15 protein-coding genes and 2 pseudogenes are annotated in these 16751 nt (G+C 47.3%); 14 read left to right on the top strand and 3 right to left on the bottom strand.

From position 1 onward, the window contains the following. Positions 1-5 precede the first annotated feature (5 nt). From hpxX to hpxZ, 3 genes are read left to right on the top strand one after another with little or no spacing between them, the layout of a single operon-like run. Complete coding sequence (hpxX, locus tag D6029_RS08925; protein WP_120064434.1) at positions 6-194, top strand: oxalurate catabolism protein HpxX; 189 nt, start codon at positions 6-8, stop codon at positions 192-194. After that, positions 191-1570, top strand: coding sequence for an AtzE family amidohydrolase (locus D6029_RS08920; RefSeq protein WP_120064433.1), 1380 nt, complete (start codon positions 191-193; stop codon positions 1568-1570). The genes hpxX and D6029_RS08920 overlap by 4 nt, the downstream gene beginning before the upstream one ends. Before the next feature lie 10 nt (positions 1571-1580). After that, positions 1581-1964, top strand: a complete 384-nt coding sequence (gene hpxZ, locus D6029_RS08915; protein WP_120064432.1) for an oxalurate catabolism protein HpxZ — start codon at positions 1581-1583, stop codon at positions 1962-1964. A gap of 36 nt (positions 1965-2000) precedes the next feature. Here the strand turns inward: hpxZ and puuE are convergent, their stop codons facing one another. Together puuE and hpxA are read right to left on the bottom strand one after the other, a co-directional pair. Further along, the gene (puuE, locus tag D6029_RS08910) at positions 2001-2948 is read right to left on the bottom strand and encodes an allantoinase PuuE (protein ID WP_120064431.1); all 948 of its coding nucleotides are present in this window, start codon (positions 2946-2948) and stop codon (positions 2001-2003) included. A 31-nt stretch (positions 2949-2979) separates the two neighbouring features. Continuing rightward, positions 2980-3717 carry an allantoin racemase gene (gene hpxA, locus D6029_RS08905; protein WP_120064430.1) on the bottom strand — a complete coding sequence of 246 codons (738 nt, stop codon included), beginning with the start codon at positions 3715-3717 and terminating at the stop codon, positions 2980-2982. Between the two features lie 222 nt (positions 3718-3939). Between hpxA and D6029_RS08900 the strand changes: the two genes are divergently transcribed. Together D6029_RS08900 and D6029_RS08895 are read left to right on the top strand one after the other, a co-directional pair. Then, positions 3940-5433, top strand: coding sequence for an NCS1 family nucleobase:cation symporter-1 (locus D6029_RS08900; RefSeq protein WP_120064429.1), 1494 nt, complete (start codon positions 3940-3942; stop codon positions 5431-5433). Positions 5434-5588: 155 nt separating this feature from the next. Continuing rightward, positions 5589-6359 (top strand): lipoprotein YafT, encoded by a 771-nt coding sequence (locus D6029_RS08895; protein WP_120064428.1) that lies wholly within the window; start codon positions 5589-5591, stop codon positions 6357-6359. Between the two features lie 58 nt (positions 6360-6417). On the opposite strand, the gene D6029_RS08890 is transcribed toward D6029_RS08895, so the two are convergent. Then, on the bottom strand, positions 6418-6936 hold the full coding sequence (locus tag D6029_RS08890; protein WP_120064427.1) for an Hcp family type VI secretion system effector: 519 nt from the start codon (positions 6934-6936) through the stop codon (positions 6418-6420). Positions 6937-7466: 530 nt separating this feature from the next. Between D6029_RS08890 and tssB the strand changes: the two genes are divergently transcribed. The 9 genes and pseudogenes from tssB (at position 7467) to icmH (ending at position 16742) form a co-directional block, all read left to right on the top strand. Next, a complete protein-coding gene (tssB, locus tag D6029_RS08885) occupies positions 7467-7964 on the top strand; it encodes a type VI secretion system contractile sheath small subunit (RefSeq protein WP_120064426.1) in 498 nt (165 codons plus the stop codon). Between the two features lie 20 nt (positions 7965-7984). After that, a complete protein-coding gene (gene tssC, locus D6029_RS08880; protein WP_120064425.1) occupies positions 7985-9469 on the top strand; it encodes a type VI secretion system contractile sheath large subunit in 1485 nt (494 codons plus the stop codon). A 2-nt stretch (positions 9470-9471) separates the two neighbouring features. After that, the gene (gene tssE, locus D6029_RS08875; protein WP_120064424.1) at positions 9472-9903 is read left to right on the top strand and encodes a type VI secretion system baseplate subunit TssE; all 432 of its coding nucleotides are present in this window, start codon (positions 9472-9474) and stop codon (positions 9901-9903) included. Between the two features lie 5 nt (positions 9904-9908). After that, positions 9909-11747, top strand: coding sequence for a type VI secretion system baseplate subunit TssF (gene tssF / locus D6029_RS08870; protein WP_120064423.1), 1839 nt, complete (start codon positions 9909-9911; stop codon positions 11745-11747). After that, positions 11711-12748 (top strand): annotated as a pseudogene (tssG, locus tag D6029_RS08865) (type VI secretion system baseplate subunit TssG). Before tssF ends, tssG begins: the two are co-directional and overlap by 37 nt. A 26-nt stretch (positions 12749-12774) precedes the next feature. After that, positions 12775-14100: pseudogene (tagH, locus tag D6029_RS08860) on the top strand (type VI secretion system-associated FHA domain protein TagH). Then, entirely contained in the window at positions 14097-14627 is a 531-nt protein-coding gene (gene tssJ, locus D6029_RS08855) for a type VI secretion system lipoprotein TssJ (RefSeq protein WP_120064422.1), read from the top strand. Before tagH ends, tssJ begins: the two are co-directional and overlap by 4 nt. Positions 14628-14632: 5 nt before the next feature. Next, positions 14633-15976 carry a type VI secretion system baseplate subunit TssK gene (gene tssK, locus D6029_RS08850; protein WP_120064421.1) on the top strand — a complete coding sequence of 448 codons (1344 nt, stop codon included), beginning with the start codon at positions 14633-14635 and terminating at the stop codon, positions 15974-15976. Between the two features lie 4 nt (positions 15977-15980). Further along, positions 15981-16742: a type IVB secretion system protein IcmH/DotU gene (icmH, locus tag D6029_RS08845; protein WP_120064420.1), complete on the top strand. Its 762-nt coding sequence runs from the start codon at positions 15981-15983 to the stop codon at positions 16740-16742. Positions 16743-16751 lie beyond the last annotated feature (9 nt).

The following is a 16751-nucleotide window of genomic DNA, read 5'->3' as shown; positions in this document are numbered from 1 at the left end:
ACAAAATGCTATTAAATTCTATCGACTGGCCCGCGTATATCAAAGTCATGGAGCAACTGCTTGACGTTCCCGTTGATGAGCCACGCCGCCAGGAACTTGAAGTGCAATTGACACGCATGGAGAAAATGGCAGAACCGTTAATCGATTTCCCATTGCCTGAACGCCAGGAAGTCGCGGGGATTTATAAGTTATGAACGCACTTTCCATTCGCGATATTCAGCAAGGATTAGCTATCGGCGAGTTTTCCGCACAGGATTTGGCTCAGGTCACGCTTGCGAAAATCGAGCAAGTTAATCCTGATATTAATGCGTTTACGGAAATTACCGCCTCGCGTTTACTGCAAGAAGCCGCCGCCATTGACCAACTGCGCGCGCGCGGGGAAACGCTGCCTCCGTTGGCTGGCGTGCCTTATGCGGTAAAAAATCTCTTTGATATTGAAGGCGTAACAACACTTGCCGGTGCCGAATTGTTTAGTACAAAACCGCCCGCCGCCATTGATGCTTTCGCGATTAAAAAATTAAACGCTGCCGGAGCGATGCTTTCAGGCGCGCTGAATATGGATGCCTACGCCTACGGCTTTACCACCGAAAATAGCCATTATGGCGCGACCCGCAACCCGCATGATTTAACACGAATTGCGGGCGGTTCATCCGGCGGCTCTGCGGCAGCCGTCGCGGCTGGAATGGTAAATTTTACCCTCGGCACTGATACCAACGGATCGATTCGTGTCCCCGCTTCGTTATGCGGCATTCTGGGGCTGAAACCGACTTTCGGCAGATTGTCGCGCAGAGGCAGCCAGCCTTTTGTTGCAAGCCTCGATCATATCGGCCCGCTGGCTCGTAGCGTAGATGATCTGGCTCTGGTTTATGACGCGCTTCAGGGAAGGGATGCGGATGATCATTTTCAGTCGACTCGGGAAACTGAACCCGTCGCCGATAAACTGGGACACTCATCGCATTTACGGTGCGTGGTGTTGGGTGGTTTTTTTGAAACCTGGTGTGATATTGATGCCAAAAATGCCGTCGCTCGCGTGGCTCAGTCGCTCGAAGCACTGGATTGCATCACGTTGCCCGAAGCCGAATTAGCGCGCTCGGCGGCTTTTTTACTCTCTGCGGCTGAAGGGGGAAACCATTATTTGCCCGCGTTGCGCGAAGAGGCGGAACGTTTTGAAATTAACTCTCGCGAGCGCCTGCTGGCTGGGGCGATGTCGCCATCCGCCTGGTACACGCAGGCACAACGTTTCCGCGCATGGTTCCGTGATAAAACGCTGCCGCTATTCGACAAATTTGATCTGTTAATCGCCCCGGCAACGCCATGCAGCGCCACACTTATCGGCCAGCAAACCATGCGAATCAACGGAACCGATCTTCCGGTAAAAGCTAGCATGGGAATGCTAACCCAGCCGATTTCGTTCCTCGGCCTCCCGGTCGTAACAGTGCCGTTAATGACGGCAAGCGGCAACCCAATTGGCGTGCAGCTCATTGCGCCGCCATGGCGAGAAGATATCTGCCTGAGAGCCGCCCATCGGCTTGAAATACAGGGTATGCTGGCAGGGAAAATCACCAGGTAAGGTAAATATTATGATGCGAGACAATATTGATCGCCCGGCAATCGTCAATGAAGTGAGTGCCGCTTTTTACCGCTACGAACAAGCGCTGATTAGCAACGATGTTGCGGTGTTAGATGAATTATTTTGGTCCGATCCGCGCACTGTTCGCTACGGTGCCAGTGAAAACCTGTATGGGATCGATGAGATCAGAGCGTTCAGAAATACACGATCATCACAGGGCTTAGACCGGCTTTTACAGAACACGACGATCACCACTTACGGTGATGATATGGCCGTTGCCAGCACCGAATTTACTCGGGAAGGCAGCGACAAAATTGGCCGTCAGATGCAAACATGGGTGAAGTTTCCCTACGGTTGGCGCATTGTCGCCGCCCATGTCAGCTTGATGAGTTAAACAGAGAATGGCGGGTCAACACACCCGCCACTCGAATCATTTGTTAAACGGATGCGTCTTCACCCAATGCTCGGCAATATCCTGACGACGGCAAATCCACACATCGTCATGTTGCTGCACGTAATCCAGAAAACGCTGTAGCGCTTTGAAACGACCAGGGCGACCTAGCAAGCGGCAATGCATGCCAATCGACATCATTTTCGGAGCGGTTTCCCCTTCCTCGTACAACACGTCAAAACTGTCTTTCAGATAAGTATAAAACTGCTCGGCGGTGTTAAAACCCTGCGCGGTGGCAAAGCGCATGTCGTTAGCATCCAGCGTATAGGGCACGATCAGATGGGGTTTTACGCTGCCATCGCTGCAAGCGACTTCGCTCCAGAACGGTAGGTCGTCGCCGTAATAATCGCTGTCATACATAAAGTTGCCATTTTCCGCCACCAGCCTGCGAGTGTTCGGGCTGTCGCGCCCGGTGTACCAGCCGATGGGTTTGCTGCCGAACAAATCCTCAAGGATTTCGATGGCTTGATGCATGTGCTGGCGCTCGGTGGCTTCATCAAGATTTTGATAGTGGATCCAGCGCCAGCCGTGACTCACCACGTCGTAGTCCGCCGCTTTGATCGCCTCCACAATTTCGGGATTTCGCGCCAGCGCCATCGCAACACCAAAAACCGTCATGCTCAAGCCGCGTTTCTGAAATTCATTGTGAATGCGCCAGAACCCGGCGCGCGAGCCATATTCATAGAGCGAATCCATCGACATATGGCGGTCAGGGAAACTGGCCGCGCCGATGATATCGGAAAGGAATTGTTCAGAACCGGCGTCGCCATGCAGAACGTGGTTTTCACCGCCTTCTTCAAAATTAAGCACAAATTGCACGGCAATACGGGCGTTATTCGGCCACTGCGCATGGGGCGGCTTACCCGCGTAACCCTTCATGTCACGCGGGTAGTTTTCAGTAAAGTTATAGGTTTTTACAGCAGTCATGGTTCGGTTCCTTATGAGCCGAGCCAGAACATCAACTCAGCATGTCAAAACAGCCTGATAACGGCTTTTTATTCGGATACGCGAGGTCGCCGTGTTTACTGGTTCCAAGGCCAAGTGCGATGAGGGATTCCACCATTTTCACCGCAGCCGTGACGCCATCGATAACCGGAATGCCTAATTCGGCAGTCAGTTCCCGGGCAAGATTCGCCATCCCACCGCAACCGAGCACAATGGCTCCGCTGTTATCTTCCTTCATAGCTTGTATACAACGCTCGCGTACCTTCATCTGAGCAAGACCCGTGCCATCTTCCAAAGCGAGAACCGGAAGATCGATCGCATGTAGCGCCGCACAGTGGTGCTCAAATCCATACTGTTGTAATAAATGGCGCGCGATGATGACCGTGCGCGGCAAGGTAGTCACAATTGAGAAGCGTGTCGCAACCATCGTTGCAACATGCATCGCCGCTTCGGCGATACCGATAACCGGCCCATCCGCCAGTTCACGCGCTGCCAGCAAACCAGGATCGCCAAAACAGGCAATCACATGGCCACTCACGCCCTGCTCCTTGCCACGCTTGATTTGCTCAAGCACGCCGATGGCGGCAATGGCTTCATCAAAATGTCCTTCTATAGATTCCACACCTTGCGTGGGGCAAACGGCAACGATCTCGCTTGATGGAGCCGCCACGCTTCGCGCTGCTTCTGCAATAGTGTGCGTCATCGCAATGTTCGTATTTGGGTTGATCACCTGGATCAAATGTTTCGTCATGCTGAGTCCTCTGTATTTTTTACCTTCGATTTAGCACCAGATCCGGGCAATAAAATGATCGGTTGCACTATGGTGAAGCGTTATGTGCATTGCCACGGACTTATTCCTGCCCTTAAAAGCCTGAAAAATCCATTCGTTCCATAAAATATGAAACCTGGCCTGGTTAATGCAACAAAAGTTGCAGACATTCCGTCAGCATCTGTTTTTAAAGGAGCAGATTTCATGCCAAACACTGAAAATACGTCAGCAACCATGACCGATAGCGCCAATGCCGGGTACGGCCCGCGCCTGTGTAACGAAGATTTGGCGCCGACGCGCAACCAGACATGGTCCTGGTATAATATTTTTTCTTTCTGGATGTCCGATGTGCACAGTATGGGTGGCTATGTGGTGGCCGCCAGTTTCTTCACATTAGGGCTGGCGAGCTGGCAAGTTTTGCTGTGCCTGTTGGTCGGAATTTGTATCGTGCAACTGTGTGCAAACCTGGTCGCAAAACCAAGCCAGATGGCGGGTGTGCCTTATGCGGTCATTTGCCGCCAGGCATTTGGCGTCTTCGGGGCAAATATTCCGGCGGTGATTCGCGGGCTTATCGCGTTCGCCTGGTACGGCATCCAAACTTATCTGGCAGCCAACGCGCTGATGTTAGTCATGTTGAAATTCTGGCCGTCGCTCGCGCCGATGACGACCGGGCATTTCCTCGGCCTCTCACATCTCGGCTGGATCTGCTTTGGCATCATGTGGGTACTGCAAGCGATGGTGTTCTGGCACGGCATGAACGCCATTAAGCGCTTTATTGATATCGCTGGGCCTGCGGTTTATGTAGTGATGATGGCTCTGGCAGGCTGGATTTTGTATCAAACAGGGTTTGACGGAATTTCGTTTACTCTTGCCAGCAAACAACTCACTTCAGGCGAACAAGCCTGGCAAATGCTGACCGCAACGGCACTGGTCGTTTCCTACTTCTCCGGCCCATTGTTGAACTTCGGTGACTTCTCGCGCTACGGAAAAAGTATGAAAGAGATCCGCCGTGGCAACCGCTGGGGACTGCCGTTTAACTTCCTGCTGTTCTCGATTGTGACCGTGGTTATTGTTTCCGGCACACAATCACTATTTGGCAAAATGATTACCGACCCAATCGAAACCGTAAGCCACGTGGGCAATAGCCTCGCGATGGCCATTGGCTTGCTGACCATGATTACCGCCACCATTGGCATTAATATCGTGGCGAACTTCGTCTCCCCGGCATTCGACTTCTCTAACTGCTCGCCGCAGAAAATCAGCTTCCGTACCGGTGGGATGATTGCAGCTGTGGGTTCTGTATTGCTGACACCGTGGAACCTGTTCCAGTCACCTGAACTTATTCACTACACGCTCGATGTGCTGGGATCGTTTATTGGGCCGCTATTTGGCATTCTGCTGACCGATTTCTACGTGATTAAGCGCAGCAAGATTTACGTCGACGACTTGTTTGATGACACTTCCAAAGGCCGCTATTGGTACAAAGGCGGATTCAATCCCAAAGCAATTCTTGCGCTGGTGCCGTCCGTCGCCATTTGTCTGACCATCAGCTTTATTCCTTCGCTTCATGAAGTGGCGAACTTTAGCTGGTTTATCGGTGCATTTATGAGTGCAGGCTGCTACCGCTGGCTGGCTCGTGCCGAGAAAGTCTCTGATGTGCCTGAATACAACGGGCAGGTTGTGGTTTCGAAAGATTAAAACGATGAAAGCCTGAATCAATTCTGATTCAGGCAATTCACATTAAGAAAGTACGAAAACCGATACTTTCTCAATGCGTCATTTTCCCTGATGTACCTTATTATTTTCGGCTAACCCGATGTCATTGTGAATTGCTGAAAAGGTACATCATTATAATGGAATATAAAAAGATCATTGTTGGTATCACCTCTACTATTTTCTGCCTGACACTGAGCGGATGTAATCAGCAGGGGAAATTTATTGACACTCAAAAATCAACATATAAATCACGCCCTGCCGTATCAACTCAGCTAACGGAACAAGAACTTTTTGGTTGGGACCCTACGGCTGAAATCACTGAGGAAGATATCCAGGATGCTATTGCTCAGGCTGAAGAAGAAATAAGTATTCCGCGTGGGGCTTCCTTAATTCTGGTGCAGTCGGGCGAGAAAAACCCCGATGCCGATATGCAAAAAGAACTAGAGAAATACTATAAAGTCGCGACATTCTCTGGTATTCCTCCTTCGAAAAGAAGTCACGCTAACAAAGAACCATCGGCTATTGCCAATAGTTACGCGCTGACCTTACGTTATTTAGGTGCAAAAGGTAGACAAAGCACGGTGATTGTCTATTGGCCAACATTGCAAATGGGTAAGTTCGATAAAGAAGCTAACGCGGTTGTGTGGCAGGATTATCAGCCTGGCAGCAATAACGATCAAATAAGCTCACTACGTTATTTAACGCGCTATGCCGTTATTGATGTCAAAACGGGTAACTGGGAAATGTATTCACCAACGAGTATTGAGACAGCGATACCCACTCCTCCCGTCAATACAACTAAAGTAAAAGATTTGGAAAATGTAATTAAAAAATCAAAACAACAGACCTATCAGGTTAATGCTCAGGAGATTTATTCACGGTTTACTAGTGGGAAAAGCAAACACTGATTATTTAAAGGATATAAAAACGTCCTGCATGCAGGACGTTATTACCTTTAACCTGGAATTAAGATTCCAGTGGAGCACGCCAGTCGTCAGCACCTGAAGTACCAGCAGACGTGTGTTCCCATTCAATTTTGCGGTAAGCAAGAGAGACTTGGATCAACTGGGTGAACTCACGCTTAGTTGAGTCCTGGCAATGCGGCATATGGCAATTGATATCCACAATGGTGGAGTCAGTCAGGCGCGTAGTGAAGAAATGCTCCTGCTTACCTTCTACAGATGTACGGAACCATTTCAGTTCTGTCGTTGGCAACATTTCACCGGAAGCCAATGCGTTATAAAGCAGCGGTACAGCTTTATTCAGCGCCACGGTGAAAATGAAAGGTTTGTGAGCACGTTGACCAGCAGGCTGGCCTGATTGCGGATCTGTAGGAACCGTGACGATATGCTGGAACTCTTGCACCAGCATTTCATCTTCATGCCCCTGAACATAAATATTCCCGACCGATTCAGAGGTGAAAGCGCCAGCGGTAATATGTCCCTGGGTCTGACCCGTCATTGATATATAACATGGGGTTGGCATTGAAAAAACTCCTGTAAGTAATAAACATCACTATAAATCAACGTTGATTCCCACATATTCATTAGGTTGGCCAGCCACTCAGAGAACTAAATAAAATGGATGAAATAAAATCACTCGCATCGTTAAAACTTCTCAACTGGCAAACAGAACAAAAATGAAATCAGCGATAAAATAACATTAGTAAATAGATGAAAAAACCAAAAATAAGGCAATGTCCGTATCCCTACCTTAATCACTATTTTAAATTATAAGTAACCCATGAAATATACAAAAACATAATACAACAACCCCTAAAAGTGGTGCTTTCCCACTTGGGGTCAAGTTGTAAACATACACCAGTAGCAAATAATAAATTTGGAAAGTCGTTTTCTGTACTTTTGCACCTATACAAAATATCGACTTATAGTGATAACGTAGCCGCAATTCAGGGTTAACCAGCAAGATATTACCGTCCATATTGTATTTATTAATAAAGCCGGTCAATCGATGCCTGGCATGCTAAAAGTGCGTAACAAAAAGGGTAACCAAATATGAGTAACAGTAAAGACGGTAGCGTCGCACCTAAAGAGCGAATTAACATCCGTTATGTTCCAAAAGCTGATGGATTAAATTCTGAGGTTGAATTACCGCTGAATTTATTAGTCGTCGGCGATATGAAAGGCCGAGCGGAAGATTCACAGTTAGATGAACGCAGTTCAGTTTCTATCAACAAAAACAATTTTAACTCAGTCATGAGTGAGACGGGTATCAACCTGAATTTTAGCGTGGGCAACGCCCTAAGCGAGAAAAAAGGTGAAGAGATGCAGGTCGAGCTTGATGTGAAATCACTCGAAGATTTCTCCCCGGATAACATCGCCAGAAAGATTCCTGAACTCAGAAAATTGCTTGAACTCCGTGAGGCTTTGGTCGCATTGAAAGGGCCAATGGGCAATGTTCCTGCTTTCCGCTCTCAGTTACAGGCATTGCTGGATCAAGAGGAGTCGCGTGCCCAACTCCTCAAAGAGCTCGATATCGTCAATAAGGCATAATTTTAAGAAGGATTTTGAACATGTCATTACAGGAAGAACTTGCCTCGCCCGTGAAGGGAGCGGTTGCTAAATCAACATCGCTTCTGGATGAGATCATGGCTCAGACCCGCATTCAGCCAGAGTCTGACGGTTATGATGTTGCTCGCCAGGGCATTGCCGCGTTTGTCACCAGCATCTTGCAGACGGGTAATCACCAGGATCCAGTGAACAAACTCGCGGTCGATCGCATGATTGCAGAGCTGGACAGCAAAATTAGCAAGCAGATGAATAACATTTTGCATGCTGAACCATTCCAGGAAGTTGAGTCATTCTGGCGCTCGATGAAGCTGCTAGTTGACCGCACAGATTTCAAAGAAAACATCAAAATTAATATCCTGCATGCGACCAAAGAAGAGCTGCTGGAAGATTTTGAATTTGCTCCTGAGATTGTTCAATCTGGATTTTATAAGCACGTTTATTCATCGGGTTATGGTCAGTTTGGCGGCGAACCTATTGCTTCAATCATTGGCAGCTACGCATTTAACAATACCGCTCAGGATATGAAGCTGCTGAACTATGTGAGCGCAGTAGGAGCAATGGCTCACGCCCCATTCCTGACTTCTGTATCGCCTGATTTCTTCGGTTTAAAATCCTTTACTGAATTGCCAACGATCAAAGACGTCGCATCAATTTTTGAAGGACCGTCATATACCAAGTGGCGCACATTGCGTGAATCTGAAGATGCCCGTTATCTGGGCCTAACGGCACCACGCTTCTTATTGCGCCTGCCTTATTCACCTATCGAAAACCCCATTAAAAACTTTAATTTTCAGGAAGATGTTAGCCATCGTCATGAAGATTATTTATGGGGAAACACGGCCTTCTTATTGGCAAGTAGCCTGACGGATAGCTTTGCTAAATATCGCTGGTGTCCAAATATTATTGGCCCACAAAGCGGCGGAGCGGTAAACGATTTGCCAGTGCATCTCTTTGACGCATTAGGTCAAACACAAGCCAAAATCCCAACAGAAATCCTCGTCACCGACCGTCGTGAATTTGAGCTTGCCGAAGAGGGATTTATTACGCTGACCATGCGTAAGGGGAGCAATAATGCAGCCTTCTTCTCTGCAAACTCAGTGCAAAAACCTCGTAAATTCCCTGGCACACCGGAAGGGAAAATTGCGCAAACCAACTATAAGTTGGGTACGCAACTGCCGTATATGTTCATTATCAACCGCCTGGCGCACTACATCAAAGTGCTGCAGCGCGAGCAAATCGGTTCGTGGAAGGTTCGTAACGATCTGGAACGCGAGTTGAATAACTGGATCAAGCAATACATTGCCGATCAAGAAAATCCACCAGCAGACGTACGTAGCCGCAAACCTCTTCGCGCAGCCAAAATTGATGTATTAGATGTTGATGGTGAGCCTGGTTGGTATCAGGTCGCTATTTCAGTTCGCCCTCATTTTAAATACATGGGTGCTAACTTTGAATTATCTCTTGTTGGCAGGCTTGACAAGGAATAATCATGATAACGCCAGGTCGAAAAAGAGGGGCTTCTGCCAGTTTATTTGAGCGCATTGAAAGTGGATCGGTTAGCTATTCACGTGCAATGCAGATCGAAAACTTACAGTTATCGATTAAACGTAATCTGCGCAGCATACTTAATTCCAGGCCTGGCAGTTCTCAAAGTACATTGAATTTAGGGGTTATCGATCTCAACGATGCGACTGCATCAACGGCAGATTTTAGAAGGACAATCGAAGAAGCGATTAAACAATGCATCGAGGATTACGAACCTCGTATAAAACAAGCAGAAGTCCATGCTGTAAGCAGTGATGGATATAATCCCATGGATCTTAGTTTTCATATTGTGGCGCATATAGACTTTAATGGCCTCAGAGATGTCGTGGAATTTAATATGCAATTAGATAATCAAAACCACTACAATCTGGATTAAGTTATATGTCATTTGAGGAAAGATATTTTCGAGAAGAACTGGATTATCTGCGCCAGTCGGGAAAACTATTGGCTAAAGAAAAGCCACATTTAGCTCCCTTTCTGGCAGAGAAAGAAGCAGACCCTGATGTTGAACGCCTATTAGAAGGGTTTGCATTTTTATCGGGTAATTTACGTTCCAGAATTGAAGATGAATTTCCTGAATTGACTCATAGTCTACTCAATATGTTGTGGCCAAATTACCTGCGCCCGACACCTAGTATGACGATTATCGAATACACACCCAATCCGAAAACCGTTACCACTGCATTTTTAATAGACTCAAACTCACAAGTTATGAGTGCTCCGGGTGATGCTACTGGGATAAACACGGATCAGCATGCTGAAGAATCTATTCCAGCATGCGTATTCACATTGAGCCGCGACGTCTGGTTATTGCCCATTAGCATTGCTGATGTTGCCACTAATAGCAGCCATAAACATGGCATGATTGATATTACATTCACTTTTGGTAAACCACAGGACATCAGTACGCTAGATTTTGACAAAATTCGCCTGTGGTTAGGTAACGACGATAATTACACTCGCTACCAACTCTACCTGTGGTTCTGCGAATATATGACAGAAGCAGAGTTAGTTGTGGGCGAAGACATTTTGCGTATGCCTGATTTCAGACTGACTCCGGTAGGTTTTGAAAAACAAGATGCATTATTACCTTATCCAAAGAATGTTTATAGTGGCTATCGTATATTGCAAGAATATCTGTGCTATTTAGATAGCTTTTTCTTTTTCGATACCACGGGTGTTCATTCGATCCCGACAGATACAGTCACTGAGGAATTCACGCTACGGTTACATTTTTCAAAACCATTGCCTCCCGATCTTAAGCTACGGCAGGAATCTGTTCGTTTGTATTGCACACCTGCGGTGAATCTTTTTTCACAAAGCGCAGAGACTATTGTACTTGATAACACCACAACGGATTATTTGTTAAAAGCACACCATCGGCTCTCTGAATGTTACGATATATTTTCTGTTAATCATGTTGAAAGTGGCTGGCGTTTTGATAACGAAAATCAAGGAAAGCTCACCGAATCGATTACACGAACCTATTCATCTTTTGAAAGTTTCCAGCATCAGGTTGAATATGCGCAGCAACGTGAAGCTTTATATTATCGGGTTAAAGCCAAAACCTCGATTTCCTATCATGGGCTTGAGCATTTTATTTCATTTGTTCATGGTGATGGTACGTCACCTGAAAGAGAATATAAAAATGGTGAATACGAAGTGGTGTCGGTCGAATTAACTTGTACCAATCGAGACTTGCCTGCACAGCTCAAAACTGGCGATATCCATCGTGCAATGGGGAAAAATCCAGCGGTGTCCTCGTTCAGGAATGTCACCCGCCCTTCGCATCCTTTGTATCCGATTCTTGACGGAAGTCTACACTGGTCGCTGCTATCAAATATGAGCCTTAACTATCTGTCTTTGCTAGATCTTGATGCCTTGAAACAAGTACTACGTACCTATGATTTACCGGGTATTCATCATCCTCAAGCGGCACGGTTATCTCAACAAAAATTAGATGCGATTGAGAAGATTGAAACCAAACCGGTCGATCATCTTTTTAAAGGTGTGCCAATCAGAGGATTAGCGTCAACCATCTATATCCGTCAAACCCCATTCGTTTGCGAAGGTGAGCTTTATTTATTGGGCACGGTGCTTTCACACTTTTTTTCACTCTACGCCAGCGTAAATAGCTTCCACGAATTAAAAATTGTCAACATCGATAATCAGGAGTGTTACGAATGGCCGGAAAGAATAGGTCAGCACGCGCTGATTTAATGGTGAATAATCCATTTCACGATGTCTGCCGCTACAATTTTTATGTACTCGTTGAAGCGATATATAAACAGACCGGAAACTATCAACTTATTTCGCTTCAAACTGAACCGCAGAATGAAGTGTTACGATTTCAGGCAGATGCCAGCATTGCTTTTCCTAAAAGCGATGTGCAAGCGCTTACGCGTAATAAAACTGGTCCGTTGATTATGACCACCACGTTTCTGGGATTGCATGGCAGTCAGTCTCCATTGCCTGGCTATTACCTGGATAATCTCGCGTGGGGATCTGCGCAAGGTGAGAAAAAACTTGGCGACTTTCTCGATATGTTTTCCCATCGCTGGACTCAATTCGTCTACCACATCTGGCGCAAATATCGTTATTACGCCTGTTTTCGCAATGGCGGCGTGGATGCCTTTTCACAACGGATGTATTCCCTCGTTGGATTAGGTAGCGAAAGCATTCGTAGTCGCCTGGTAATCAATCACAGCAAAATGCTGGCCTACTCAGGAGCACTGGCTAATCCAGGCCGTTCGCCCGAAGTGATTTGTAGCCTGGTCACTCACTGCTTTGATCATGACGAAGTCGCATTACACGGCTGGCAATTGCGCAAAGTGCGTATTGCCCCTTAGCAACAAAACAGATTGGGAAGCCGGGTTATGCGCGGCAGCAATAAATACCTGGAAAAATCAGTGCTGGGTAAAAACTTCTCCATCGGGGCTCAAATTCCTGACCGCGGCGGTAAGTTTTTGTTGTGCCTCAATAATCTCACTCGCGATCGTTTTCTTTCTTTTTTACCTAATGGCAAAAATTTCCTTCCGCTAACGCTTTTTGTCGCCTTCGTTTTAAGAGACCAGTTCGCCTGGGATCTGCGCTTAGGGATTGCCCCGCAACAAGTGGGCGGCATGACGCTTGGCAATGAACAAAATTCACTTCTGGGATGGACGAGCTTTCTCGGGCGCCCCGATCAGTATCCTCACGTGACAATCACGGTGAGATCGTAACCAAGCTTTAAAACACGGAGCGCAGTATGGCAGAGGATAAACAGCAGCCGTCACTCTCATTACAGATTTTGAACGGTAATGAACTGGAAAGTGGCCGGGCAGCAAAATGCCTGTTTACGACAGAAGGCGGTGATATTGGCCATGCCGAAATGTGTTATTGGTCTATACAAGACAACAAACAAAACATTGATGACAAAGCCTGATCCATTGTTTGGCAAGACGGCACCTTTTGTTTGCAAATACTCACCCGGAATTTACAGATAAATCAGGCTCCTGTAACACAAAGCGCGGGTTTAATTCGCTTGCGCCAGGGGGATGAAATTAGCCTCGGTTCGCTGCGTATAAAAGCACAGTTTCATCTGGGTGAAGGTGCCGATTTTGATCTTCAAAATGCGACGCCTGAAACTATTGTGATGAACCGCGATCGGCTAGCGGAAACATTACTCACCACCGAAGGGCAACCCAGCTATCAAAGCACTCTACCCTATCGAGAAATAGCGCCTTCCGTTGTGAATGGTTTTTCTCAAGACCCTCTTGCGGCATTGCAAAAAGAGAATCTGACGACTCACCACGCGACATTCTCAGCATTTGAAGAACCTTCTCTTATGCAATATACCCATCACGTACCGCTAACCGCGCCAGGTTCGGACATTGCTCATAAAGGTGGCATTGATAACCATTTTATGGATTTGCCCGATATCCAGAATTTACGTACTGAAAAAGATGAAAAATCGCACCAGAATCATGTCAACGACCTGACTTATCACCACGTTGCCGTATCACCGCTGATGCGTGGTTTAAGTCATGCACTTCCATTGCATAATTCGCAAAATGCTGATGATTTCCTTGAAGAAATAGGCCGCACTTTACAAGCGACGGTAAAGGGGTTGTTAGATTTGCAACATCAGCAAAATAGCCTATCTGATAAGCACTTACGCCCACTGGAAGATAATCCACTACGCCTGAATCTAAGCTATGAAAGCGCATTGAATGTGCTGTTTGCCGATGAAAAGAGTCCAGTGCATTTATCTGCTCCGGCGGCCGTCGCAGAAAGTCTACGTAACATGAAGCTGCACAACCAGGCGAATCAAATCGCTATCGTTGAAGCACTGCGCCTGATGCTTGAAGCCTTCTCTCCAAATCAATTAATGACACGTTTTGCCCAGTACCGCCGTAGCCACGAGCAACGTCAGGAGATGAACGAAGCCTGGGCCTGGAACATGTACTGCAACTATTACGATGAGTTGGCATCCAGTCGGCAACTGGGTTTCGAAAAGTTGTTTAACGAGGTTTACGCTCAAGTTTACGACCGCGTATTACGCCAATCGAACCGGGAGGCGGATGCACTATGAAGTGTCGATGGCCCCTGACGATGGCGCTTTTGTGCCTCATCGTAGGAACACTTAACGGATGCGAAACGGCAAAAAAATTAGGCCAGGTGATCGCCGATCCGAATATTCAAGTGGGTGAGGTCGCCGACCAACCTTCAGAAGTGATCGTCACGCTATTAACCGAGCCGAATACTAATCCCAACGAAAGTGGTGAAGGCTCGCCGGTTAGCCTTCAGCTTATCTATATGAGTGAAGATTCAAAGCTTCAGGAAGCTGACTTTGATCTGATTGCCAGCACCAAACTCGATGAAGCATTAGGCAAAAATTATCTCGATCACCAGGATTTCAGTTTGCTGCCCGATGTTATTAAAACCTTGCCGACGATGAAGATGAATCCTGCTACGCGTTATATCGGCGTAGTGGCCTATTTCTCTGACGATCAAACGACCGAATGGAAGCAAATAACATCTGTTGAAGGCATCGGACATACCTACCACCTGCTGATACATGTGCGCGACAGCAGTATCGAAATAAAAAAAGAGGAATAACGATCGTGGCAACCATGAAAAATAAAGTTATCTGGCAGGAAGGTTTATTTATTAAACCCCAGCATTTTCAGCAACAGCAACGTCATAACGACTATGTTCTCCACAATCGTTTGCTGGCGCTGAGCAATATCAACTGGGGTTTTACCGAGCTGGATATAGATGAAACGCAGCTCAAGCATGGCAAAGTGAGTATTAATAAAGCGATCGGTTGCATGTCCGATGGCTCGGTATTCAGTATTCCCGATCAGGATATTATCCCTGTCCCCTTGCTGATAAATGAACTGAAAACCACCGCCAGCCGCGATATTTATCTGGCGCTGCCTATTATCAGCGATGTGATTAATGAGGTTGAGGGAATGCATAGCGCCGGGCAATCGTCAGGCCGCTACCGTATTAGCTACAGCGATGTTCGTGATCTTCACACCAATGAAGGAGATGCCAGCGCGCTTGCGCTTGGGCAATTGCTCCCTTGCCTGATGAGCGGTGCCGAAGATTTAAGCGCGTGGGTGACAATCCCTTTGTGTCGTATTAAGGAACGTCATCCCAACGGGATGCTAGAACTTGACCCCGAATTTATTCCCAGTGCAATGACGACACATGCCAGCACTGCGTTAACACGCTATCTGGGCGAAGTGAGCGCTTCTGTTTCTCACCGCGCTGAAGAATTAGCAAAACGTATTGGCTCACCTTCCCAGCAAGGCATTGCCGATGTCGCCGAATTTATGATGCTGCAAATGTTTAACCGCAACCAGACAAAGTTCGCTCATCGTTCCGCACTCGCCCGTCTGCATCCTGAAGATTTTTATCTTGATTTGATTTCATTGTATGGCGAGCTCGTGACTTTCACCGAAGAAAGCCGCCTGTCAGAAAAACTCGGTTTTTATCAGCAGGAAAACCTGACCGAAACTTTCAATCAGATCATGCCTCGTTTGCGCAAAGCGCTGAGTACAGTATTGGCTCCGCGTGCGATGAATCTGCCATTTAACTATATGGACGGTATTTACGTTGCCGTAATCAATGACGCAAGCCTGCTGCAATCCGCGACTTTTGTGCTGGCAGTAAATGCGCAAATGCCACACGAAATTCTGCATCGCCAATTTGTGCAGCAATCCAAAATCAGCTCAGTGGAAAAAATCCGCAATGTCGTGAGCGTTCAGGTTCCTGGCGTGCAGCTCGTGCCGCTTTCCACCGCACCGCGCCAGATTCCATATCATGCCAACTATGTCTATTTCACACTGGATAAAAACAGTCCGGCCTGGGCTGAAATTATACGTAACAACGGAATCGCGTTGCACGTCTCCGGGAACTTCCCGGAATTGGCTCTGCAGCTTTGGGCAATAAGAGGATAACGCTATGAGCGAAATCTCTGCAGCTTCCGTTTTTGCGGATGAGACGAATGAAGATAGCCGTCGTCAGTACCGCCAGGCGCTACGCGGTAATAGCCTGAACCCTATGATTGATGCGGCAACGCCGCTGCTCGGCATGGTGTTGCGCCTGAAAACCATGAGCAGCCGTGGGTTACCGGATCATCTTTTTGGCCAGGTGGTAACCGATGTCCGCGCTATCGAACAACTCCTTCAGAACCAGGGTTACGAACCGGGAACCATTATTTCGTTTCGCTATGTCCTCTGCACTTTTATTGACGAAGCCGCGCTGGGGCAAGGCTGGTCGAGTCAGAACGAATGGGTAAAACAATCGCTCCTGGTGCATTTCCATAACGAAACCTGGGGCGGCGAAAAGGTTTATATCCTGCTTGAAAGACTGATTGGTGAACCGAAGCGTTACCGCGATTTGCTGGAGTTTCTGTACTTATGCTTTTCGCTCGGTTTTCGTGGCCGCTACAAAGTGAGTACGCAAAACAACGATGAGTTCGAGCATATTTTTCGCCGCTTGCATCACGTACTCCACCAACTGCGAGGGGATGGGCTGTTCCCGTTATTGCATCAGGACAAAGGAAATCAGCATTCACCTTACCGCTTGCTCAAACGCCTGAGCATTAAGCATCTGCTGATCGGCGGCATCACTCTTTTGCTTGCCACCTATCTGTTTTATCTGCTGCGTTTGAATGCGCAAACCCAGGATATTTTGCAGCAGCTCAATGGCTTGCTGAGATAACAATAAGGA

It is taken from the genome of Buttiauxella izardii (assembly GCF_003601925.1).
Lineage (GTDB): Bacteria > Pseudomonadota > Gammaproteobacteria > Enterobacterales > Enterobacteriaceae > Buttiauxella > Buttiauxella izardii.
Note: the sequence above shows the minus strand (reverse complement) of the source record. Positions and strands in the feature narration are given on the sequence as shown.